The organism is Microbacterium imperiale (genome assembly GCF_017876655.1).
Classification (GTDB): domain Bacteria; phylum Actinomycetota; class Actinomycetes; order Actinomycetales; family Microbacteriaceae; genus Microbacterium; species Microbacterium imperiale.
The window spans coordinates 3,028,962-3,047,799 of sequence record NZ_JAGIOK010000001.1 but is presented as its reverse complement, the minus strand read 5'-3'; the positions used below and the strand labels follow the sequence as shown (position 1 = coordinate 3,047,799).

General features: G+C 64.7%; 28 protein-coding genes and 2 tRNA genes. 19 read left to right on the top strand and 11 right to left on the bottom strand.

The window, feature by feature from the left end:
- Window positions 1-3 precede the first annotated feature (3 nt).
- The 5 genes from groL to JOF37_RS14730 all read right to left on the bottom strand — a co-directional run bounded on the left by groL (window position 4) and on the right by JOF37_RS14730 (window position 3,991).
- The gene (gene groL / locus JOF37_RS14750) at window positions 4-1,623 is read right to left on the bottom strand and encodes a chaperonin GroEL (RefSeq protein ID WP_210007513.1); all 1,620 of its coding nucleotides are present in this window, start codon (window positions 1,621-1,623) and stop codon (window positions 4-6) included.
- 181 nt (window positions 1,624-1,804) lie between these two features.
- Window positions 1,805-2,008, bottom strand: a complete 204-nt coding sequence (locus tag JOF37_RS14745) for a cold-shock protein (protein WP_210007512.1) — start codon at window positions 2,006-2,008, stop codon at window positions 1,805-1,807.
- A 121-nt stretch (window positions 2,009-2,129) separates the two neighbouring features.
- On the bottom strand, window positions 2,130-2,714 hold the full coding sequence (locus tag JOF37_RS14740; RefSeq protein ID WP_210007511.1) for a LytR C-terminal domain-containing protein: 585 nt from the start codon (window positions 2,712-2,714) through the stop codon (window positions 2,130-2,132).
- A gap of 29 nt (window positions 2,715-2,743) precedes the next feature.
- Window positions 2,744-2,986 carry a DUF3263 domain-containing protein gene (locus JOF37_RS14735; protein WP_210007510.1) on the bottom strand — a complete coding sequence of 81 codons (243 nt, stop codon included), beginning with the start codon at window positions 2,984-2,986 and terminating at the stop codon, window positions 2,744-2,746.
- Between the two features lie 9 nt (window positions 2,987-2,995).
- Entirely contained in the window at window positions 2,996-3,991 is a 996-nt protein-coding gene (locus JOF37_RS14730) for a DUF2332 domain-containing protein (RefSeq protein WP_210007509.1), read from the bottom strand.
- 66 nt (window positions 3,992-4,057) lie between these two features.
- Between JOF37_RS14730 and msrB the strand changes: the two genes are divergently transcribed.
- Entirely contained in the window at window positions 4,058-4,465 is a 408-nt protein-coding gene (msrB, locus tag JOF37_RS14725) for a peptide-methionine (R)-S-oxide reductase MsrB (protein ID WP_210007508.1), read from the top strand.
- Window positions 4,462-4,998, top strand: coding sequence for a nitroreductase family protein (locus JOF37_RS14720; RefSeq protein WP_210007507.1), 537 nt, complete (start codon window positions 4,462-4,464; stop codon window positions 4,996-4,998). Before msrB ends, JOF37_RS14720 begins: the two co-directional genes overlap by 4 nt.
- On the opposite strand, the gene JOF37_RS14715 is transcribed toward JOF37_RS14720, so the two are convergent.
- From JOF37_RS14715 to JOF37_RS14690, 6 genes are all read right to left on the bottom strand, one after another.
- The gene (locus JOF37_RS14715; protein ID WP_210007506.1) at window positions 4,979-5,284 is read right to left on the bottom strand and encodes a helix-turn-helix domain-containing protein; all 306 of its coding nucleotides are present in this window, start codon (window positions 5,282-5,284) and stop codon (window positions 4,979-4,981) included. The genes JOF37_RS14720 and JOF37_RS14715 overlap by 20 nt on opposite strands.
- Before the next feature lie 9 nt (window positions 5,285-5,293).
- A complete protein-coding gene (locus JOF37_RS14710; protein WP_210007505.1) occupies window positions 5,294-5,782 on the bottom strand; it encodes a hypothetical protein in 489 nt (162 codons plus the stop codon).
- Between the two features lie 4 nt (window positions 5,783-5,786).
- On the bottom strand, window positions 5,787-6,077 hold the full coding sequence (locus tag JOF37_RS15845; RefSeq protein ID WP_210007504.1) for a helix-turn-helix domain-containing protein: 291 nt from the start codon (window positions 6,075-6,077) through the stop codon (window positions 5,787-5,789).
- 123 nt (window positions 6,078-6,200) lie between these two features.
- A tRNA-Thr gene (locus JOF37_RS14700) sits at window positions 6,201-6,273 on the bottom strand.
- Window positions 6,274-6,349: 76 nt separating this feature from the next.
- Entirely contained in the window at window positions 6,350-7,324 is a 975-nt protein-coding gene (locus JOF37_RS14695) for a tyrosine-type recombinase/integrase (protein WP_210007503.1), read from the bottom strand.
- 171 nt (window positions 7,325-7,495) lie between these two features.
- Window positions 7,496-8,053 (bottom strand): helix-turn-helix domain-containing protein, encoded by a 558-nt coding sequence (locus tag JOF37_RS14690; protein ID WP_210007502.1) that lies wholly within the window; start codon window positions 8,051-8,053, stop codon window positions 7,496-7,498.
- Between the two features lie 125 nt (window positions 8,054-8,178).
- Between JOF37_RS14690 and JOF37_RS14685 the strand changes: the two genes are divergently transcribed.
- From JOF37_RS14685 to JOF37_RS14605, 17 genes are all read left to right on the top strand, one after another.
- Window positions 8,179-8,400 carry a helix-turn-helix transcriptional regulator gene (locus JOF37_RS14685; RefSeq protein ID WP_210007501.1) on the top strand — a complete coding sequence of 74 codons (222 nt, stop codon included), beginning with the start codon at window positions 8,179-8,181 and terminating at the stop codon, window positions 8,398-8,400.
- A gap of 2 nt (window positions 8,401-8,402) precedes the next feature.
- Entirely contained in the window at window positions 8,403-8,717 is a 315-nt protein-coding gene (locus JOF37_RS14680) for a hypothetical protein (protein ID WP_210007500.1), read from the top strand.
- A 145-nt stretch (window positions 8,718-8,862) separates the two neighbouring features.
- The gene (locus JOF37_RS14675) at window positions 8,863-9,321 is read left to right on the top strand and encodes a hypothetical protein (RefSeq protein WP_210007499.1); all 459 of its coding nucleotides are present in this window, start codon (window positions 8,863-8,865) and stop codon (window positions 9,319-9,321) included.
- Complete coding sequence (locus JOF37_RS14670) at window positions 9,318-9,881, top strand: hypothetical protein (RefSeq protein WP_210007498.1); 564 nt, start codon at window positions 9,318-9,320, stop codon at window positions 9,879-9,881. The genes JOF37_RS14675 and JOF37_RS14670 overlap by 4 nt, the downstream gene beginning before the upstream one ends.
- Window positions 9,878-10,147: a hypothetical protein gene (locus tag JOF37_RS14665; protein WP_210007497.1), complete on the top strand. Its 270-nt coding sequence runs from the start codon at window positions 9,878-9,880 to the stop codon at window positions 10,145-10,147. Before JOF37_RS14670 ends, JOF37_RS14665 begins: the two co-directional genes overlap by 4 nt.
- Window positions 10,144-10,461 carry a hypothetical protein gene (locus JOF37_RS14660; RefSeq protein ID WP_210007496.1) on the top strand — a complete coding sequence of 106 codons (318 nt, stop codon included), beginning with the start codon at window positions 10,144-10,146 and terminating at the stop codon, window positions 10,459-10,461. Before JOF37_RS14665 ends, JOF37_RS14660 begins: the two co-directional genes overlap by 4 nt.
- Before the next feature lie 129 nt (window positions 10,462-10,590).
- Entirely contained in the window at window positions 10,591-11,442 is an 852-nt protein-coding gene (locus JOF37_RS14655; protein WP_210007495.1) for a MarR family transcriptional regulator, read from the top strand.
- Between the two features lie 70 nt (window positions 11,443-11,512).
- A tRNA-Arg gene (locus tag JOF37_RS14650) sits at window positions 11,513-11,584 on the top strand.
- A gap of 29 nt (window positions 11,585-11,613) precedes the next feature.
- A complete protein-coding gene (locus tag JOF37_RS14645; RefSeq protein ID WP_210007494.1) occupies window positions 11,614-12,537 on the top strand; it encodes a hypothetical protein in 924 nt (307 codons plus the stop codon).
- Window positions 12,538-12,921: 384 nt separating this feature from the next.
- A complete protein-coding gene (locus JOF37_RS15840; RefSeq protein ID WP_372445476.1) occupies window positions 12,922-13,329 on the top strand; it encodes a helix-turn-helix domain-containing protein in 408 nt (135 codons plus the stop codon).
- A complete protein-coding gene (locus JOF37_RS15835) occupies window positions 13,326-13,592 on the top strand; it encodes a WhiB family transcriptional regulator (protein ID WP_210007492.1) in 267 nt (88 codons plus the stop codon). Before JOF37_RS15840 ends, JOF37_RS15835 begins: the two co-directional genes overlap by 4 nt.
- 30 nt (window positions 13,593-13,622) lie before the next feature.
- Window positions 13,623-13,862, top strand: a complete 240-nt coding sequence (locus JOF37_RS14630; protein WP_210007491.1) for a hypothetical protein — start codon at window positions 13,623-13,625, stop codon at window positions 13,860-13,862.
- Window positions 13,859-14,230 carry a hypothetical protein gene (locus JOF37_RS14625; RefSeq protein WP_210007490.1) on the top strand — a complete coding sequence of 124 codons (372 nt, stop codon included), beginning with the start codon at window positions 13,859-13,861 and terminating at the stop codon, window positions 14,228-14,230. The genes JOF37_RS14630 and JOF37_RS14625 overlap by 4 nt, the downstream gene beginning before the upstream one ends.
- Before the next feature lie 13 nt (window positions 14,231-14,243).
- On the top strand, window positions 14,244-14,897 hold the full coding sequence (locus JOF37_RS14620; RefSeq protein ID WP_210007489.1) for a hypothetical protein: 654 nt from the start codon (window positions 14,244-14,246) through the stop codon (window positions 14,895-14,897).
- A 268-nt stretch (window positions 14,898-15,165) separates the two neighbouring features.
- On the top strand, window positions 15,166-15,381 hold the full coding sequence (locus JOF37_RS14615; RefSeq protein ID WP_210007488.1) for a hypothetical protein: 216 nt from the start codon (window positions 15,166-15,168) through the stop codon (window positions 15,379-15,381).
- Window positions 15,368-15,856, top strand: coding sequence for a hypothetical protein (locus JOF37_RS14610; RefSeq protein WP_210007487.1), 489 nt, complete (start codon window positions 15,368-15,370; stop codon window positions 15,854-15,856). Before JOF37_RS14615 ends, JOF37_RS14610 begins: the two co-directional genes overlap by 14 nt.
- The gene (locus JOF37_RS14605; RefSeq protein ID WP_210007486.1) at window positions 15,849-18,575 is read left to right on the top strand and encodes a phage tail tape measure protein; all 2,727 of its coding nucleotides are present in this window, start codon (window positions 15,849-15,851) and stop codon (window positions 18,573-18,575) included. The genes JOF37_RS14610 and JOF37_RS14605 overlap by 8 nt, the downstream gene beginning before the upstream one ends.
- The last annotated feature ends 263 nt before the right edge of the window (window positions 18,576-18,838 follow it).

The following is an 18,838-nucleotide window of genomic DNA, read 5'->3' as shown; positions in this document are numbered from 1 at the left end:
GGATCAGAAGTCCATGCCACCCGTGGGGTCACCCGCGGGAGCCGGGGTCTTCTCGGGCTTGTCCGCCACGACCGCCTCGGTCGTGAGGAACAGGCCGGCGATCGACGCGGCGTTCTGCAGAGCCGAACGCGTGACCTTGGCGGGGTCGATGATGCCCTGTGCGAACAGGTCACCGTACTCGCCGGTCGCGGCGTTGAGGCCGTGGCCGATCTCGAGCTCAGCGACCTTGTTGGCGACGACGCCCGGCTCGAGACCGGCGTTCAGCGCGATCTGCTTGAGCGGAGCCTCGATCGCGACGCGCACGATGTTGGCACCGGTCGCCTCGTCACCGGTCAGCTCGAGGCCGTTGAAGGCGTTCTTGCCGGCCTGGATGAGCGCGACGCCACCACCGGCGACGACACCCTCTTCGACGGCGGCCTTCGCGTTGCGGACGGCGTCCTCGATGCGGTGCTTGCGCTCCTTGAGCTCGACCTCCGTGGCCGCGCCCGCCTTGATGACGGCGACGCCACCGGCGAGCTTGGCGAGGCGCTCCTGCAGCTTCTCGCGGTCGTAGTCGCTATCGGTGTTCTCGATCTCGCGACGGATCTGCGTGACGCGACCCTCGAGCTGAGCCGAGTCACCGGCGCCCTCGACGATCGTGGTCTCGTCCTTGGTGATGATGACCTTGCGAGCGCGGCCGAGCAGGTCGACCGTGGCGTTCTCGAGCTTGAGGCCGACCTCTTCGGTGATGACCTGACCACCGGTGAGGATCGCGATGTCCTGCAGCTGAGCCTTGCGGCGGTCGCCGAAGCCGGGAGCCTTGACGGCAGCCGACTTGAAGATGCCGCGGATCTTGTTCAGCACGAGCGTCGCGAGAGCCTCGCCCTCGACGTCCTCGGCGATGATGAGGAGCTCCTTGCCCTCCTGGATCACCTTGTCGACGATGGGCAGAAGGTCCTTGATGTTCGAGATCTTCTGGTTCGCGATGAGGATGTACGGGTCCTCGAAGACAGCCTCCTGGCGCTCCGGGTCCGTGACGAAGTAGGGGTTGAGGTAGCCCTTGTCGAAGCGCATGCCCTCGGTGAGCTCGAGCTCGGTGCCGAAGGTGTTCGACTCCTCGACGGTGACGACACCCTCCTTGCCGACCTTGTCGATGGCCTCGGCGATGAGCTCGCCGATCGACGGGTCAGCGGCCGAGATCGAGGCGGTCGCAGCGATCTGCTCCTTGGACTCGACCTCCTTGGCGTCAGCGAGGAGCTGGTCGGTGATGGCCTTGACGGCCTTCTCGATGCCCTTCTTGAGCGAGATGGGGTCGGCGCCGGCGGCGACGTTGCGCAGGCCCTCGCGAACGAGCGCCTGGGCGAGGACGGTCGCGGTCGTGGTGCCGTCACCAGCGACGTCGTCCGTCTTCTTGGCGACCTCCTTGACGAGCTCCGCGCCGATCTTCTCGTACGGGTCGTCGAGCTCGATCTCCTTGGCGATCGAGACGCCATCGTTCGTGATGGTGGGGGCGCCCCACTTCTTCTCGAGCACGACGTTGCGACCGCGGGGGCCGAGCGTCACCTTGACGGCGTCGGCCAGCGTGTTCAGGCCGCGCTCGAGGCCGCGGCGGGCCTCCTCGTCGAAAGCGATGATCTTTGCCATGTGTGTGTCGTCCCTCCCGGACGGTGGAGAACAGTCTTTAGCACTCGACGAATGCGAGTGCTAAAGCCATTCTGGCACTCGACCATGGGGAGTGCAAGCCGCGTCGCGCCCGGTGTCGGGAGCGACGAAAGAGCGCGCCGCGATCGCGGCGCGCTCTTTCGTATGGGAGATGAGCGTCGGCTCAGACGAGGGGACGGACCGATTCCGCCTGAGGGCCCTTCTGGCCGGTTCCCACGGTGAACTCCACCGCTTGCCCCTCTTCGAGCACGCGGAATCCGTTCATCTCGATGTTGGAGTAGTGGACGAAGACATCCTGGCCTTCAGCCATCGTGATGAAGCCGAAGCCCTTCTCGGCGTTGAACCACTTGACGGTTCCCTGTGTCATGCGAATCTCCTGATGCTGTGCGACAGCGTCATCGTATGCAGGGCTTTCCGCCGAATCCGGCCGTTCTCAGCACTGTTGACACGTCCGCATCGAGAAGTTCACGAGCGTGAAACACACACGCTCAGCCGGCGGTGCCGCCGCCCCCGGCGCGATCCGCGCCGACCACCACGGTGAGCTGGGTGCCGGGGTTCCCGTCGGCGTCCACCGGCCCGGGGTAGGCGTCGCTCATCTCGAGGTTGGCCCCGCCGATGACCTCGGCCAGGCCTCGCGCCGCACCCTCGTCCTCCGGCGACGGGTAGTAGATCGTCGTGGTCGCGAAGTCCTGAGAACCCGCCTCACCGGCGTTGACCGACTCGGAGCTCCATCCCGCGCCGATCACCGTCTCGGCGATCGCGTTCGCGAGCCCACGCTCGGCGGTGGCATTGAGGATGAGCACCGGATACGACGTGTCGACGACGGGTGCTGCGTCTGCCGGCGCTTGGGCTGCGGGCGTCGATGTCGACCCCGAGGGGAAGATCGAGATCCGTCCGGAGATGAGAAGGGTGCCGAGAACGCCCACGGCGATCAGGACGAGTACCGCCACCGCCGACCAGAACAGCACGAGGCCGGGCCGCAGACGCGGGTTCTCGGCGCGGTGCGCACCCACGCGCACGGTGTCAGCGGGCAGCTCGTCGAAGCGGTCCTTCGGGTAGGTCGTTGTCGGCACGGTCGAATGCTATCTGGCGAATCTTCGCGTCACATGGCCGCGCGCCCGGCGCCCGCCCGACGTCCGGAGGCGCGGAGCCGGCGCAGCCGGTGCACGAGCATCGGGTCGTACGCGACCGCCTCGGCCGAGTCGACGAGGCGGCCCAGCAGCTGGTAGTAGCGCGCCGGCGTCAGCCCGAGCTCGGCGCGGACGGCCTCTTCCTTCGCCCCGCTGTGCCCGGTCCAGCGCGCCTCGAAGTCGAGGATCGAACGGTCACGGTCAGAGAGAGGCACACCTCCACGCTACGACCGGATAGCGCCGGAACCGGGACGCCACTCCCACCAGCGCCCGAGCGGATCGGCGGCAGCGAGGATGTCGCCGTCGAGGGCGACCGCGAACCCCTCACCCCACGCGGTCGGCGATCCACCCCGCCATCCGTCGTGCAGTCCCGGGTCGTCGATCGTGATCCACCGGCCCGCCGACTGCGCCGCCCAGATCACCTCTCCCCGCGCCGCGCGCGGGATGTGGGCGAGCACGCCGGGGGTCGTCACGACGAGCGTCGCATCGGACGGAGCCTGCGCCGCGATCTCGGGCAGCAGCACGGCGGCGTCCCCCGCAGCCATCAGCGGCGGATCACCGGCCGCGATCGCCGCCGCCGCGCGGATCCGTTCGGCACGGCCGGCCTCCCCCGGCCACACGAGCTGCGCGAGCCAGTCCACGTCGCGCGGGTTCTGCACATCGAGCGGGTTCAGATCGATGCCGGCTCGCCAGACGACCTCGGGCGAACGCACGGACGGCATCCGCTCGCCCCGGACGTCGCAGACGAGTTCCACCGTCGAGGGACCCGTCTGCGGGTCGACGCGCACCTCCGCGTGCGCACCCGCATATCGGTAGGAGTACCGATCCGGGTAGAGGCACAGACCGGCGCTCGCGCCGACCTCGAGCAGCGCGATGGGTCCGTCGATCCGGCGCAGGGCGGGAAGGAGCGCGGCGCAGCGCAGCGGCTCGTTGGTCTGCACCGACCGCGCGAGGCACTCGGCCACCACGGCGTCGGCGTTGTCGCGCATCCACTCTGCCCACGCGTCGGCGGCCACGTCCCCCGATCCCAGCAGACGGGTCACCGCGAAGACCAGCGGGGGCTGCCGGCGGGTGCCCGGCAGCCGCGCGAGCATCGCCTGCAACGACGGATCGTCCGCGACCCGGTCGGCCCACGAGGCGTAGAGCTGCGATCGCCCCGGCGCTTCGAGGGCAGCGAAGCGCCGGTATCGCTCGGCGACGGCGGCGAGTTCATCGGGCATGGAGCCATTCTGCGGGAACACCCACGGCGATCGTCGAGTTGAATAGGACGAGGCGAAGGAGCAGACATGACTTATTCCGTGAACAAGACCGACGAGCAGTGGCGCGCCGAGCTGAGCCCTGAGCAGTACGCCGTGCTGCGGCAGGCCGGTACCGAGCGTGCATGGACGGGCGAGCTCCTCGACGAGAGCCGCGCCGGCCTCTACACGTGTGCCGCGTGCGGCGCCGAGCTCTTCCAGAGCGGCACCAAGTTCGACTCGCACTGCGGGTGGCCCAGCTTCTACGAGTCGGTGCGCCCGGAGGCCGTCGAGCTGATCGAGGACCGATCGCACGGCATGGTCCGCACCGAGGTGCGCTGCGCGAACTGCGGCTCGCACCTGGGCCACGTCTTCCCCGACGGTTTCGGCACCCCCACGGGCGACCGCTACTGCATGAACTCCCTGTCGCTGTCCTTCACCCCCGAGACGGAGAAGTGACCAGCGCGTACGAGGCGGCGCGCGCACGGCGCTCGTGGTCACGCGTCACCGACGAGGCGCCGTCGCACGACGAGCTCGTGCGCATCGTGTCGGCGGCGGGCCGCGTGGCCGACCACTCGTCTCTGCGCCCGTGGCGACTGATCGAGCTGCGCGGCGATGACCGGCTGCGGCTGGGTCGCGCGCTCAATAAGGCCGAGGGCAAGCGCGGCGTCTCGACGAAGCCCCTGCGGGCACCTCTGCTCATCGCGGTCGTCGCGAGCTACAGCAAGAAGAGCAAGGTTCCGCGCTGGGAGCAGGAGGCCGTCGCCTCCGGTGTCGCGCACATGGTGAGCCTGCTGCTCGACGAAGCGGGCTGGGGCGTCTTCTGGCGCACAGGTTCGGCCACCCGGTCGAAGCCCATCGCGAAGGCGCACAAGCTCGGCAAGCGGGAAGAGCTGCTCGGCTGGCTCTACGTGGGCGGCAAGCCGCTGGACCGCGACTCCGGCCGCCGCAAGGCGATCGACGCCGAAGCGTTCATTTCGCGGATGCCCTGAAGCCCGTCGGCCCCGCTGCCACGCCGGTCGGGGCCGAACGCGGGCGCACCGGCTGCGGCTGGTCGAGGCTCGGCAGCAGGTCGACCATGTCGACGTCGAGCGCCGCGGCGATCTCGGCGAGCTCTTCGATCGACATCGGGCTCGGATGCCGCACGTGCAGGCGGCGGGCCAGCGTGCGCATCGGGATGCCGCTGGCCTCGGACAGCCACTCCTGCGTCAGACGCTTCTGGGCGAGCACCGCCCGCACCGTTCGAGCTACTCGAGCGCTTAACAGAGTGCCTGCCATATGGCAACCCTATGGCCAAGGTTTGCCAGATGGCAAGAGGCGCGCCAAACTTGGCACGTGCCCACTGGAAAGACTCCCGCCCCTGGTCCCCTCAGCCGCCACATCGCCACGAGCCATGTCCGCCCGTGCACCGGGATCCTCGACCAACTCGTTGACCGAACCTGAGGCTAACGCAAGGACGTGGAATCGGATAGGCACCGAAACGTTAATTCCGTTGGCGGTCAGCTCTACACTGTCGCTGCCGCTCTCGACGTAATTGATGACCCCGTCACATGCAGTCAAAAGGCTCAAGAGCACACCCTCGTTCTCGAAATCGACGACATGCTCTGTGCCAACTTGAGGGTCGAGTACTTTTACGGCGAAGCGCGCTCCGGAGTCAGTATGCTCGGCACCAAAGACGAACCCGAAGCCACCAGTTCCGACACAGGAGATAAGGCGATAATCGCCCACTCCCTGCGCCATGAGTAGATCAATCCACGGATTATTTGCTCTGCTCATCGGGTTAGCCGCGGTACCGTGCCCGCAGGTGATCAAGCTCCTCGGGATGCTCTCGAAGGATCGCAATCACATCGGCAGGGATTTGACCCCGCACGAGATCTATGACTTCGGCCGACACTGAGTAGTAATTCGACATTCGCTGTGCAGTCGAGTCAGCGACTGACCGCTCGCCGCGCTCGATTCGAGACAGGTGCGATGGCGCAATGCCTAACTCCGCGGCCGCCGATCGGAGCGACAGTCCCTGACGACGACGTATCTCTCGAAGTGCAGCTGCAGCACTGACGGCTTCCCCCATGACCCGATCATAGCCATTCGTTGACGGATCTGGCAACGCTGAAAACGGTGAGTAAACGGTGACAGGACCGCTGACAGACGCTGCCGTAACACATTGGAAGCGCTTCTGACCTGGCACTTACTGAGCCGACTACGGGACTCGAACCCGTAACCCCCGTATTACAAGTACGGTGCGCTACCAATTGCGCCAAGTCGGCAAGCCCCGGAATCCCGGGCTTCTGCACTGAGCCTACACGGTTCGGTTGTAGCCGTCTCCGCACAAACTCCGCAGATTCATTCGCTCAGTACCGAGTCTAGGGCGTTGGCCGCTCGACTACCGCCGACCGTCTTGGACATGTAAACCGACATCGTGAGCGACGGGTCAGCGTGTCCTAGGTACTCGGCAATGTCCCGGGGCGTCAGGCCCGCCTGATCGAGTGCGGTTGCGACCGTCTTGCGAAAGCTGTGGAACGTGTACGGCCCGAGAGAGAGCCGTTCGCGAGCGTCCGCCCAGATCCCGGAAGTGTTGTGACGGTCGCGGCGCTTACCGAGCGGCGTAGGGAACACGATGACCGGGTGACGGGGACCGACCGCTCGCCGCCGGAGGACATCGGCAACAGCAGCCGGCACGACGATGGTCCGCTCTCCCGCTTCCGTCTTCGACTTGCGGATAGTGACCGCTCCGGTGTCGAGTTCGACGTCGGTCCAGTCCAACCCCAGCGCCTCGGAGATTCGCACTCCGGTTCCAGCGACGAAGGCGATCAGGTCAACCATGTCCTGCGCCGCTAGTTGCTTGTCAGCGCGCACCGTCTCGAGCAGGTTGGGCAGAACCGAAAGGGGCACGGCCGTGGCACCAGTGCCACCACCCTCGATCGCGGCGAGCTCTCTAACGGGGTTCGTCTTGAGCGCGTCTGAGCGGGTCGCGAGACCCATCATGCCCGACAGCACCGCACGCGCTTTCTTGGCCTCTCCCGGGCCGTTCTCTGCCGCTACGAGCTCGATGAAGCGCTGCAGTCGTTCCGTCGTCGCTTCCGACACGGCCAGGTCACCGATGCGCGGGACGATGATCTTGCGGACGCTGCGCGTGTAGGTCTCGACAGTCCGCGGCGAGCGACCCGACTTCGCGATGAGGAACCGCTCTCCAAGGTCGCTGATCCGGGTCTCCCGCTTGATCTCTTTCGCGGCCGACATCTGTACGTGCAGCAGCGCTTCCTTGAGCGCCGCTTCCGCTTTCGCCGGCGACGGTCCAAGGCGCTCGATCTGCCGCAACTTGCCGTCTTCCGAGCGGTAGCGAGTGCGCGCACGCCAGAGCGTATGACGCCGCCTGTCAGCGTCCGGTACTACTTCAAGGTTCCGCCTCGACCCGTCCGCGGGATACTGCACAGCTTGGACGCGCACACTGCCGTAGCTACTGAGCGGGGTTCGGGGTCGGGCCACGTTCTACCTTCTCGTCGAGTTGAGGAAACGGCCTGCTGTGGACGTGTCCTGTCGTTCGTGGGTCTCGCGCACCTCTTTGTCGAGGCCGCGCAACTCGTCTTCAAGATCGATCTCGATGAAGCTCTCAACGTTCTGGATCGTCTCTTCGATGACTGTCCTGACCGCAGGCTCGTCGGTTTCGTCGAGGAGGCTGCGCAGGTGCGGCAGATGTGCCGAGAGGTCAAGCTTCCACTGCACCACGTCCGCGACCGACTTACGGAACCGTACGAAAGCCTCTCTGCCACGTCGGGCCGAGAGTTCGTAAAAGGACAGGGCTTCAAGCTCAGACATCATGCTCTCGAGGCTGACAGCGAAGATGTGCCCGATGAACTGCGCCTCAACCAGCCGAACCGGGCGTGTACCGGCTTCGATCCGGGACAGCGTCGAGGCATTCATGTACCCGACACCCGCCGCCTTGAGCCGGTCGACAAGCTCAGCCTGAGTCATGCCCTTCTGCTCGCGGAGGGCGCGCAGCCGCTCGCCGTAGCGGATGTCCAGCAGCTCAGTTCGGTCAGTCGTCATACCTTGATTCTCCCACAAACCGCTCCCAGATATGAGGACACTCCGCTTTCATTCTTGCGGAACGAGACGGAACGATCTACGATCTGCATAGAAAGTAGTTTCAGTGCAGATCTGAAAGGCCACAGATGTCCATCCTCGACACCGCAACCCGCCCCGCCGACACCGAACCGGCAGAGCTTCCCCCCATCGCGACCCGCGCACAGGTGGCCGCGTTCACACAGGTCAGCGTCAGCACACTGGCAAAGTGGGCGATGGTTCACGACGGGCCGAAGGTCACCCGCGTGGGCAAGCGCAACGTCAGATACCGCCGCGAGGACGTGCTCGCCTGGCTCGAAAAGGCAGCCTAAGCATGACGTCCCGAGCGCGCGCCGCAGTCCTCGACGGCTACTCGATCGAAGCGTCAGCCTCGCAGCATCCGGCAACGCTGGCCCGAGTCCATGCCATCATCGTGTCTCTTCTCACCGAGCACGGTGCAATGACGCACGACGAGTTGATCGACGCCTACGGCAAGCGGGCAGCGACGACCGAGAGCGTGCCGTTTGCGACGGATCAGTCGATCCGCACCCGCACAGCCGAACTCGTGCATCGCGGACTCGTGCGTGCAGGCGCTGAGCCTGGCCGATCGAAGCACGGACGCCGATCGACCCGGTGGGTGATCGCTTGACCCACGCCCCGCCCGAAACGACCCGCACACGATATCTCGTCACTACCGAGACATCGTCCTCGAACGCTCCCCACAAAGGGAAAAACCCGGCTGGCCGGCCGGGTTTCAGAATCGCCCCCAACCACTACGAAAGGACCGATCTGTCATGAGTATGACACAGAACGCACCCGCACGCCAGATGACCACCTGCACCGAGACGCTTTGCGTCGAGTTCGGGCAGGTACACGAGCCTGACGACTACCACGAGGCGTACCGCGTCACCGTCAACCGCGACTTCCACGAGGCAGTTTGCTACGACATCGCCGTGCGGAAGGAAGTGACCCCCGGCAACGCAACGAACCAGGGATGGTTCATCGAGTTGGACACCCGTGAGTTTTTCGCGGACCTCGAGAGCGTCGGCAAGTTCACCGCGGACCTGAAAGCGGCTGAGAAACTACTGCAGCGTTGCGAGGGGTACGTCAGCATGGAAGCCGTCTCGGACGCTTTCCCCGGCATGAATGTGGCTGATCTCTTCAAGGCCCCGCACATCGTCTCGAACATCACCGGGTACATGCTGTGGCGCCTCGAAGACGTCGCCGCGATGCTCAAGGCGGACCAGAAGTGACCCCGGCACTCAGTGCCGCCCTGACGGCCGTACAAGACGTCATCAACCAGCGGGCGACCCTCATGGAGACCGCGCAAGACACGTTGCACACTATGGGGCACGCGACGCTCGTCCTCGACTGCCGCAACGTCATCCCCAACGGGGAGCGCGTCTACATCGACGAGATCCACAGCATGGACTACAAGCAATCGCCGTCGCTTGAGTATCGGGTCAACGTGACGCCGCTTCCCCGGGTGAGCACGATCAACGTGGCTACGTGGCGGTGGGCGCTCACAGGCGAGGAGACGGTCACTCTGCGGGTGTCCCTGGGCACCTGGCAGGTAGTCCTCTCCGACGAGAAACGACACCTGCTCGTTCAGCTCGCGCCCGACGAGATCGGCCACCGCCGCTCGATCCCCAAGCTCCGCAATTGGGCCGGAAAGAGTGACCTCCGAGTACGGGCACGCGGCGACCACATGCAGCTGATCGACCCGCTCGGGTATGTCGCCCATGAAGGCACGATCGCAAGCGCGTTCCGGTGGCTGTGCGGTTACGAGACAGAAGCGGAGGTCGCGGCGTGAGCATCATCGACCTCCCCGCACCGCCTCTCGTCTCAACCATGCCGATCCGTCTCGCGCTCGAAGCGGACGCAGATCGACTCGCTGATCTGACCGCAGCGGCGCTCGACGAGTTCTACCGGCTCGAATCGCTCACCGCAGCGGCCCGGGACGCGTGGCGCGTCCTAGACCTGCAACGTGCCGCCGTAGAGCGGACGCTGCACGACCTTCCCGAGATGGTGCCCGCCGCAATCAAAGAGGCCCTTTCGGAGAGGCGGGATGCGGCATGACAGCCACCAACACCAGCGGATGCGCCACCTACTCGTGGTGCGTCGAGACCGACCGTGAGCACACAGCCGAAGAGGAAGGGCACTACGGCGAGATCGTCACGGCACGCGCGGGAGCGAGCTCAGTCCGCGTCTGGGCCGATCAGCGGCCCGGGCAGGGCTGGGTGGTCCTACTCGATGAGCTGGAATGGCGCATCCAAGCCGCTACCTCCGCAGACCTAGGCCATCGGATCCAGGAAGAGCTGCGAGACCTCCGATCCATCGTCGACCAGATAGATGACGCGCTCACCCAGTGGCACGCGTCCCTCCCGGCGTAACAAGCCCCTCTCAACACAGGGAGACCCACAAGTGAATAGTTCGACCCGCACCACCACACCCGCAACCCCGAACCGCAGAGGAGACCGAATCGTCAGCAAGCAGACACAGCGACAGGGCCGCACGAGCTGATGCGGTTTCCGAAGCAATTCGTCACGAACGGAGCACTTGCCCGGGCGAAGCTGGCCGGCGGTGATCTCAGGGTCATCGTCGTCCTGATCGCGCTCGCAGGCGAAGACTCGATCGTCTCAGGCGTCACTCAGACCGACATCGCGGACCAGGCGGGACTGTCGCGGAAGTCCACACGCGTAGCTCTCGAGCGGCTGTCATCGCAGCGCCTTGTGACGTTCGAATCAGGCCGCGGGAAGGCCGCGAACTACCGCGTACTGCCCGAGTATTTCACGCCAAACCCGCCCCCAAAGTTGGCACCTACACGGGCCATTAGGGTGCCAACTTATGCACAGGTAAATGGCACCCCTGAGGGTGCCAACTCTGGGGATAACTTGGCACCCCTGAAGGTGCCAACTCCTAGGAGAGACCAGCAGGAACAACTTCGACAGGAGGATGAACTCTTCGAACAGGCGTGGAAGTCGTGGCCCAAGAAGGACGCGAAGAAGGTCGCGCGCGAGGTATTCAGCAGGGCAGCGAAGCGTCGCTCAGCCAAAGATCTAGCTCACGACATCGAGCGGTTCGGACAGGCCTACGCACTCAGCGTCACCGAGATCCACTTCGTTCCGGGTCTCGCTCCGTGGCTACGTCAAGAGCGTTGGAACGATGACCTACCCATCCCCCGTCTCCACGCACCAAAGCCCCGAAGCCGCGACGACGAGAACATGGCGCTCGTTGCACGACTGGCCGCACAAGACCAGCAGCACGCGCGCGACTGCGAAGAAGGCAACCACGATCTACTTCCCGACAACACGTGCAAACACTGCGACGTCAGACCGTGGCAGCTCGAACTGCCCGTAGGCAGCAACTTCTAAACAACCAGTTCCACCCAACACCCTCTCTTCTCTTCACCCCGGGGGTACGGCTCACCACGTACCCCCAAGACCCTCAGTAGCTCAGTGGAAGAGCATCCGCTTTCTAAACGGCCGGCCGCAGGTTCGAATCCTGCCTGGGGGACGCAAGACCAACCGATGAAAGGAAACACGATGACGAAGGCAAAGACCCCGACCATCACGATCGAGACCCCGAAGACCCTCGCGGCAGCCACCGCAGCCGAAGAACTCAGCGCTGCCGCGACACAGCTCGAGAACGCTCAGCAGGCGGCGCTAACCGGGCAGATGAGCGGACGCGACCTCAAAAACGTCCAGGCCGACTACGACCTCGCCAAGCTCCGCTCCGACGCCGTACACGCCGCAGCAGACCGGGAACGAAAGAGCCTCGCTCCCGACCCTGACATCCACACAGCAATCACCGCGCTCATGGGCGATTCGGCGCTCAAGGCCGACGACCTGACCGCAGCATTTGCGCAGCTCGACACCGCTCTGCAGAACATCCGAGAAGTCAACAACAAGCGCAACGCCGCGATCCTCGGTTGGGTCAACAAGCTGCGCGATCTCGGCGTGCCTGACCAGGGCCTCACTATCGGCGACGAAGAGGTGAAGATCTACACCTCAGCAACGGCCGGCACCACCCTGACCATTGGCGGCAATCACATCTCCGCACTGCGGACCCCCGCCGCTTACGTCGCCCACGCCGTCAACCCGCACACACGAGACGCACGCTCACAGCTTCTCGACCCCGCGACGCTCACGCGCCTTGACCAGCGAGACAGCGAGCGAGCGCATATCGTGCGCGTCAAGCTCACCCGGCCCCTCGGCGGCAAGCCCGCCGGCCACATCCTCACAAGTCGCGAGATCAACCCAACGAACCTCGCACGCACGGTCCGCGACGGTCACGCCGAACTGATCGACGGCACACTGCCCGAGATCCCCGAGCAGCCCGCACGCTCACTCCTGCCCGTCGGTTCCGACACCACACCCAGCCAAGGCGCTCTCACGTCCCGAGAGACGGCCGAAAAGAAGCGTGACGATGCCGCGGTGACCCGAGCCGTCGAAGCGGCGTTCTCCTAGCCCCTGCCGGGTACTCCCCTTCGACCCACCAGTACCGCCGGGGATAGCCACCCACATTCTGCATGCGCCTCGGTCCCGTTTTTTCGAAGCGGGATCGGGGCGTTGCGCGTGTCCCTCTACCGAAAATGTGTCAAATGTGAGACGGTAAAACCGAGGATCGAACCTCCTACCCACTTTGCCCCCGCCCTCCGATGTTGATCGGAACTGGCGGGTTTTCCTTTTCCGGGACACGCGCCCCTCGCACGCGGCCACATCGGTTGCCGCTGATAACGTTGTTCGTGCCTCGGTTCAGCATGCCCACTCGCGGTGGGATCTCGACACACCAGCCGCCGCGTCAGCGAGTGTCGGAGCACAGGAGTAACGTAGTAGCCGCTTGGAACAGTTGTGCCTCGAGACTGTGAGTCGCATATATCGAGACAACGAGACAACTGGCTGATACGCTTCCGCTACAGCAACACCTCAACCCACTGGGATACACCCGGTGGGTTTTTTCGTGCCCGTTTACTGGCGCATGTGCCAGCCACCTACAACACCCATCCCTCCCCCGTGCCTGCCTGGCCGGGGGTTTTGTGTTTCCCGGACAAGGAGATCAACGTGCAGATTCCCGAAGGCTGGATCTCGATTGAGCAGGCTGCAGCACTACTCGGCGTATCGGCCAACACCGTTCGACGACGGATCCGAGACCGGCTGATCGTCGGAAGACGGTTCGGCCCAAAACTCCTCCGAGTCGACCAAAGCAAGTTACTCGCGTCACTCACACCGTATCCGCGTAACCCCCGAAGCACCCCGTGAAGGAAAAGCGCGGAGCGGACGAGTACCGCCGTCTGAACGTAGCGATCGAGCATCACCCTCCCAGGTGCGCCGACGATCCGCGATTCATCCGCGACGCAATCGACTATCAGCCGAACGAGCTCAGCGAACTACGCGCCGTCTGCCGCCGCTGCCCTCTCTACGCCCTCTGCGCCTCGTACGGGAAGGCCGCTAAGCCGCCCGCGGGTGTCTGGGCAGGGAGCGTCTACAAACCCCGCAGACAGGCGCACGAAGCCGCTGACTGAGCCAACCTAACAACACGGAGAACAGCTGCAATGAACCCGCTCTCATTCCTCGCTGAGCACGGCATCACCGAAACCCCCTGGGCACGAGACGAGACACAGACGCTGCGCGATGGACTCAAGCAGTGGCGCTACCGAACGCCTTTCCTCGCCACAACAGCGGTTCGCGACCTCGCCTGGTTCGCGGTCGAAGGCTGGCAAGTGTTCCTCCAGGTGCGAGGAGATCGCGTGCTCGTCATCATCACCGAGCCCATGAACAGCGAGGGCCGATGACCCAACGCATCGAAGAGGGCTCGATCATCCTCTCCCCGGCGGACATGCGCATCATCTACGGCCCTTTGCGCATCCGCGAGAACCGAGCGCGAGCCGGCAGCACCACACGCCTCGGACAGATCCTCACGGAGATGTCGATCTGCGCTTTCCACTCGCCTGCCGACCGTGGCAAAGAATCGCGGCGAGACACGGCATCAGAGGAGCGTGATTACTGGACGGTCAGGCAAGTGTCGCGAGCCACGAGACGCGCAGAACGCACCGTCCGACTCGATTGCCAGGAAGGACGACTACCCGCAATCAAGAACCCAACCTGGCTCATCCGAGACGACGACGCACGCAGCTACATCGCAGGCAACCGCAGCACCTGAAGGAGAACAACACATGGCACTCAGCTCGCTCAACAACAAGCTCAACAAGCTCCGCGACACCGCAGCCGCGACTCAAGCAAACCACCGCGAATGGGTCGCGAGCATCCGCGCGGATGAGCGACTGTCGAGCACCGGTAAGAACGCCGAGCTCGCGAAACGCTACCTCTCCGCAAGCCGCACACTCCGCGACCTCGACCGTCAGGAACGAGAAGCACTGGAGAACACCCGCGCCGAGCTAGAGCGGAAGATGTTCGGCCAGTTCAGCAACGACCCGAGCGCAATCATCGCCTACCGCGACGCGCAGGACCGGGCATCGGCGCTCACCGAGAAGGACCAGGCCAAGGCCCTCAACATGATGCACACGGCCAAGCTCGCCGGAGACACCACCTTGCAGACAGCCCTCATCAGCCGCGCACTCAGCGCCGGCTGGGATCGCGTCATCAGCCAGTATAACGCGGACAACCCCGACGTGGCCGGCACCCTCAAGGATCTTGCAGACGTCGTCCACTTCCAGACCGACCCCGACGTTCAGTTCAACGCAACCTCGGCGTACAGCCTCATGAAGCCGCAGGAACTGGGACGGCACACCGACGCCACGCTCGAGCGCATCGCCGCAGAGGAACAGCCCAACGAGGGGCAGATGTGGGGCGAGTCGGGGGCGGCATGAGGGGCGTGGTCCCCCTCCCTCAGCCCCGACCAGCGCGAACCGCCGGAGGGGGGAACTTTCGGTCTGTCGGGTCAAAGGTTTTCCGACTCCCCGAACATTTTGAACCTGACAGACCGAAAGTTCCCCCCTCCGGCGGTTCGGGTATGGGCCCTCTGAGGCCACTCCCGCACCCCGATTTTTCTGCGGGGAGAGAAGGGTCGCCTTCCCGGTGGTCAACCGCTCGAGGTGTTCCAGGCCCTCCCCGCACCCCTGCCGATAGGAGTAACGCGTGACTGAAGAGAACGTTCGAAGAGGACCGCTTGGTCGCGATGAGGCGCAGCGGTGGCTGCTGCAGGAATACGCGAACCGTGCACCGTCCCAGAAGGAGATGGAGGTGCGTCGGGCGTTGGCGCGACAGACATCGACGGAGTGGACCGAAGCCGATGACGAAGCGCTGAGGCGGGCGACTGCTCGGACTATGGAGGACGGATATGGCGAGCACTGACATCCAGGCGCTGATTGACGGGAAACCGTCCGAGGATCCGCAGGCGGTACAGCGGGCTCCGTCGCGACTGTCTGAGCGGCTTGAGGCGCTGATCGAGAAAGCTCGGAACAGGCCGATGGACACCATCTCGTTTGAGGTGACGTTCGGCGAGGAGACGGCAGAGATCATCGTCACGGAAATTCGGGGAGACGACTGGGTTGCGCGTACGCGCACGAATCCCCGTCCCGGTCACACCATCGACGCGAAGTTGTCGTGCAACAGCGATGAGCTCGTCGAATCGTGGCCCGGAGAAGCGGTGACCGTGGCAGGAGACCACCCAACCCCAGAGCAGTGGGCGCAGATCTGGCAGCTCATGGACGCGCCGTCACGCGCTGACGTCGTCTCGGCTCTGTGGTGGATGCACGTTGGGAAGCCGATGCAGATGTTGCAGCACCTGCGAGTCGAGCGCAGAGAGAAGGGAACCGCAGATGGCTGAGCGGACAGTCGCGGTACGGCTCAGCGTGAAGGTCGCTGAGTACAACAAGGCGATGCAGGAAGCGGCCCAGTCGACCCGGAAGGTGGGCTCGGAGGCCGAGAAGCTGGCGCAGGCGCGCGAGTCATTCGATGCTCTGGGGCGCGCCGGCATGGTGGCGGGCGGTCTCATGGCTGCTGGTGTGGCCGTGGCGGTGAAGCGGTTCGCCGACTTCGATGCGGCGATGTCGAACGTTAAGGCGGCGACGCACGAGACCTCCGCGAACATGGATCTTCTGCGGGACGCGGCAATCGATGCTGGATCCTCGACGGTGTATTCCGCTGAGGAGGCGGCTGGGGCTATCGAGGAGTTGGCGAAGGCCGGTGTTTCTACGGCGGACATCCTGGCGGGTGGGCTGGCGGGGGCTCTGGATCTGGCAGCGGCGGGTGAGCTGGACGTGGCACGTGCAGCTGAGGTCACATCCACCGCGCTGAACCAATTCGGTCTGTCGGGGGACGACGCGGCTCACGTCGCCGATGTCCTGGCTGCGGGTGCTGGCAAGGCTATGGGTTCCGTCGACGATCTCGCTAACGGTCTGAAGTTCGTGGGTCCGGTGGCCGCGTCGATGGGTGTCTCGCTCGAAGAGACGACGGGTGTCCTGGCGCTGTTCGCGCAGCAGGGCATCATCGGCGAGCAAGCGGGTACGTCGCTTCGTGGCGTCCTCTCGTCGCTGACGTCTCCGTCGTCTCAGGCGCGGAAGGAGATTGAGCGGCTGGGTCTGACTCTGTACGACTCGCAGGGCAACTTCCTAGGTCTCGAGAATGCCGCACAGCAACTGTCAGGGGCTTACTCCAACATGGATGGCGCCTCGCGAGACGCTTCTCTGGGCATCATCTTCGGGCGGGAAACTGTGACGGCGGCGACCGCGCTGTACCGTGCCGGCGCGAAGGGTGTTCAGGAATGGACCGCAGCCGTGGATGACAGCGGGTATGCGGCGGCAACGGCGCGTGACCGCCTCGACAACCTGAACGGCGATCTTGAAGCGCTGAGCGGGGCGATGGACGCTGCGCTCATTCAGACCGGTGCTGCCGCAAATGACACGCTGCGCGGGTTGGTGCAGTCGATCACCGGCCTCATCGACGTCTACAACGACCTTCCCGAGCCGGTACAGGATGCGGTGCTCGCCGTCGCTGGTGGCACTGCGGCCGTGACCCTCTTCGGCGGTGCTGCATTCTCGGCCGTGCCGAAGTTCCTAGAGATGAAGGCCACGCTGGATGCTTCGGGCATGTCGATCGGCCGTGTTGCGGCCGGGGCTGGCATTGCCGGCCTTGCTCTCGGGGGTCTGTTCGCGATCGTGGGCGAGCTCGCTAAGCGGCATGCGGAAGCGCAGGCGCGCGCGCGGGCCTATGCGGACACTCTCGAGGAGGGCACCAACAACCTGACGAACGCGTCTAGAGACTTCGCAAAGGAGAACCTGGCCGCTGAGCAGTCGTGGTTGTGGATCTCTCGCGGGTCGGCATACGACGCAGCGGAGAAGCTCGGCATCTCTCTCACTACGGTCACTGATGCGGCCACGGGCAACGTCGATGCGCTCAAGGAACTGCAGGGGGTTCTAGCGGCCGGGGAGGGGCAGACGGAGGCCGCTCAGGAGATGGCGGACCGTCTCGGTATCTCCCTGGGCGATGTGTCCTCCGCGTCTACTGTCCTCACCGAAGCAGTGCTCGGCGAGAACCGATCGATCGAAGACGCCATACGCCTTAACGAGCAGAAGAACAGCGTCACAGAGGTAGCTGCGGAGGTCACCAAGACAGCCGCAGACGCCTACCTCGAAGCCGCGGACCAAGCTGGCGGCTTGAACGACCAGCTGAACCAGCTGATCGACACCATCAACGAAGCGAACGGGGTCGGTCAGGACGCGATCATCTCGAACATCGAGTACCAGAACGCCCTGGCGAACGTGGACGACACGATCGCCCGTGCGCGTGAGGGGCAGGAAGGTTACTCGATCACTCTCGATCAGGGGACCGAAGCGGGCCGCAACAACCTCGACATGCTCGTCGACCTGGCATCGAAGTCACAAGACGCGGCACAGGCACAGTACAACGCGTCGCAAAACACCGATGAGTTCCGCCAGGCGCTCATCAATGGCCGTGAGGATCTGATCCGTCGCGCTCAGGATCTCGGTTACACCGCCGAGGAAGCGCAGAGCCTTGCTGACAAGATCTACGCGATTCCCCCCGAGAAGGAGTTTCAGGTCATCGGGGAGACCGCATCAGCACAGCAGCGGGTTGAGCGGTTCCTGGCGGCGATCAACGCAATACCATCCGGCAAGACCGTGACCCTCAGTGCGAACGTAGGTGGCCTCGGAGCGATTGTTGGCGCGTCTGCGAACGGGAACCTCTACGACCACTCCCGCGCGTTCGCTGATGGCGGCATCGTCCAGACCGGCATTTACAGCGCCAGACCAGCCGCAATCCATAAGTTCGCTGAGCCGGAGACCGTCTGGGAGGCATATATCTCGGGGAAGCCGGATCAGCGGGATCGGAACATCGGGATCTGGCAGGAGGCGGGGAATCGCCTAGGCATTCAAACGGTCGCGCCGGCTGCCAGCCCCGTCGTCTATGTCGAGAACCCGTTCACCGGTGACTACCTGCTCGGACGGGTTAAATCCGTGGCAGACGCGTCGTCAGTAGATGCCGTGACCGGTTTGACATCGTCATTCAGAGGGGGCCGGCGGGTGTGACGAACGTTTGGGCGAGGATGATCTCATGAATGGTGCGAGACAGCCGGGATCCAGGCCAGTGGACGAGCTTCGTGCGGCACGTATGGTCGCCGCTGCGTTGAGCCGCTCGAACGACGTTTTCCGCGCTGCGTATCAAGAAATGGTGAGCGACCCATGGCGTGACGGGGAGTTGGACCCGACCCTCAACGTGGTACGAGAGTTGGTGAGCAACGTTGCCCATGCGCTTCGAAATGAGTTCGGGTCAGAAGCTGAAGCCATCATCC

Excerpts from the sequence above, each read along its gene's own strand:
- msrB (WP_210007508.1), top strand. The coding sequence starts at position 4,058 with ATGACTTATTCCGTGAACAAGACCGACGAGCAGTGGCGCGCCGAGCTG.
- JOF37_RS14660 (WP_210007496.1), top strand. The coding sequence starts at position 10,144 with ATGACAGCCACCAACACCAGCGGATGCGCCACCTACTCGTGGTGCGTC.
- JOF37_RS14655 (WP_210007495.1), top strand. The coding sequence starts at position 10,591 with ATGCGGTTTCCGAAGCAATTCGTCACGAACGGAGCACTTGCCCGGGCG.
- JOF37_RS14675 (WP_210007499.1), top strand. The coding sequence starts at position 8,863 with ATGAGTATGACACAGAACGCACCCGCACGCCAGATGACCACCTGCACC.
- JOF37_RS14685 (WP_210007501.1), top strand. The coding sequence starts at position 8,179 with ATGTCCATCCTCGACACCGCAACCCGCCCCGCCGACACCGAACCGGCA.
- JOF37_RS14715 (WP_210007506.1), bottom strand. The coding sequence starts at position 5,284 with ATGGCAGGCACTCTGTTAAGCGCTCGAGTAGCTCGAACGGTGCGGGCG.
- JOF37_RS14730 (WP_210007509.1), bottom strand. The coding sequence starts at position 3,991 with ATGCCCGATGAACTCGCCGCCGTCGCCGAGCGATACCGGCGCTTCGCT.
- JOF37_RS14690 (WP_210007502.1), bottom strand. The coding sequence starts at position 8,053 with ATGACGACTGACCGAACTGAGCTGCTGGACATCCGCTACGGCGAGCGG.
- JOF37_RS14745 (WP_210007512.1), bottom strand. The coding sequence starts at position 2,008 with ATGACACAGGGAACCGTCAAGTGGTTCAACGCCGAGAAGGGCTTCGGC.
- JOF37_RS14610 (WP_210007487.1), top strand. The coding sequence starts at position 15,368 with ATGGCGAGCACTGACATCCAGGCGCTGATTGACGGGAAACCGTCCGAG.
- JOF37_RS14630 (WP_210007491.1), top strand. The coding sequence starts at position 13,623 with ATGAACCCGCTCTCATTCCTCGCTGAGCACGGCATCACCGAAACCCCC.
- JOF37_RS14625 (WP_210007490.1), top strand. The coding sequence starts at position 13,859 with ATGACCCAACGCATCGAAGAGGGCTCGATCATCCTCTCCCCGGCGGAC.
- JOF37_RS14605 (WP_210007486.1), top strand. The coding sequence starts at position 15,849 with ATGGCTGAGCGGACAGTCGCGGTACGGCTCAGCGTGAAGGTCGCTGAG.
- JOF37_RS15845 (WP_210007504.1), bottom strand. The coding sequence starts at position 6,077 with ATGGGGGAAGCCGTCAGTGCTGCAGCTGCACTTCGAGAGATACGTCGT.
- groL (WP_210007513.1), bottom strand. The coding sequence starts at position 1,623 with ATGGCAAAGATCATCGCTTTCGACGAGGAGGCCCGCCGCGGCCTCGAG.
- JOF37_RS14620 (WP_210007489.1), top strand. The coding sequence starts at position 14,244 with ATGGCACTCAGCTCGCTCAACAACAAGCTCAACAAGCTCCGCGACACC.
- JOF37_RS14710 (WP_210007505.1), bottom strand. The coding sequence starts at position 5,782 with ATGAGCAGAGCAAATAATCCGTGGATTGATCTACTCATGGCGCAGGGA.
- JOF37_RS14680 (WP_210007500.1), top strand. The coding sequence starts at position 8,403 with ATGACGTCCCGAGCGCGCGCCGCAGTCCTCGACGGCTACTCGATCGAA.
- JOF37_RS14645 (WP_210007494.1), top strand. The coding sequence starts at position 11,614 with ATGACGAAGGCAAAGACCCCGACCATCACGATCGAGACCCCGAAGACC.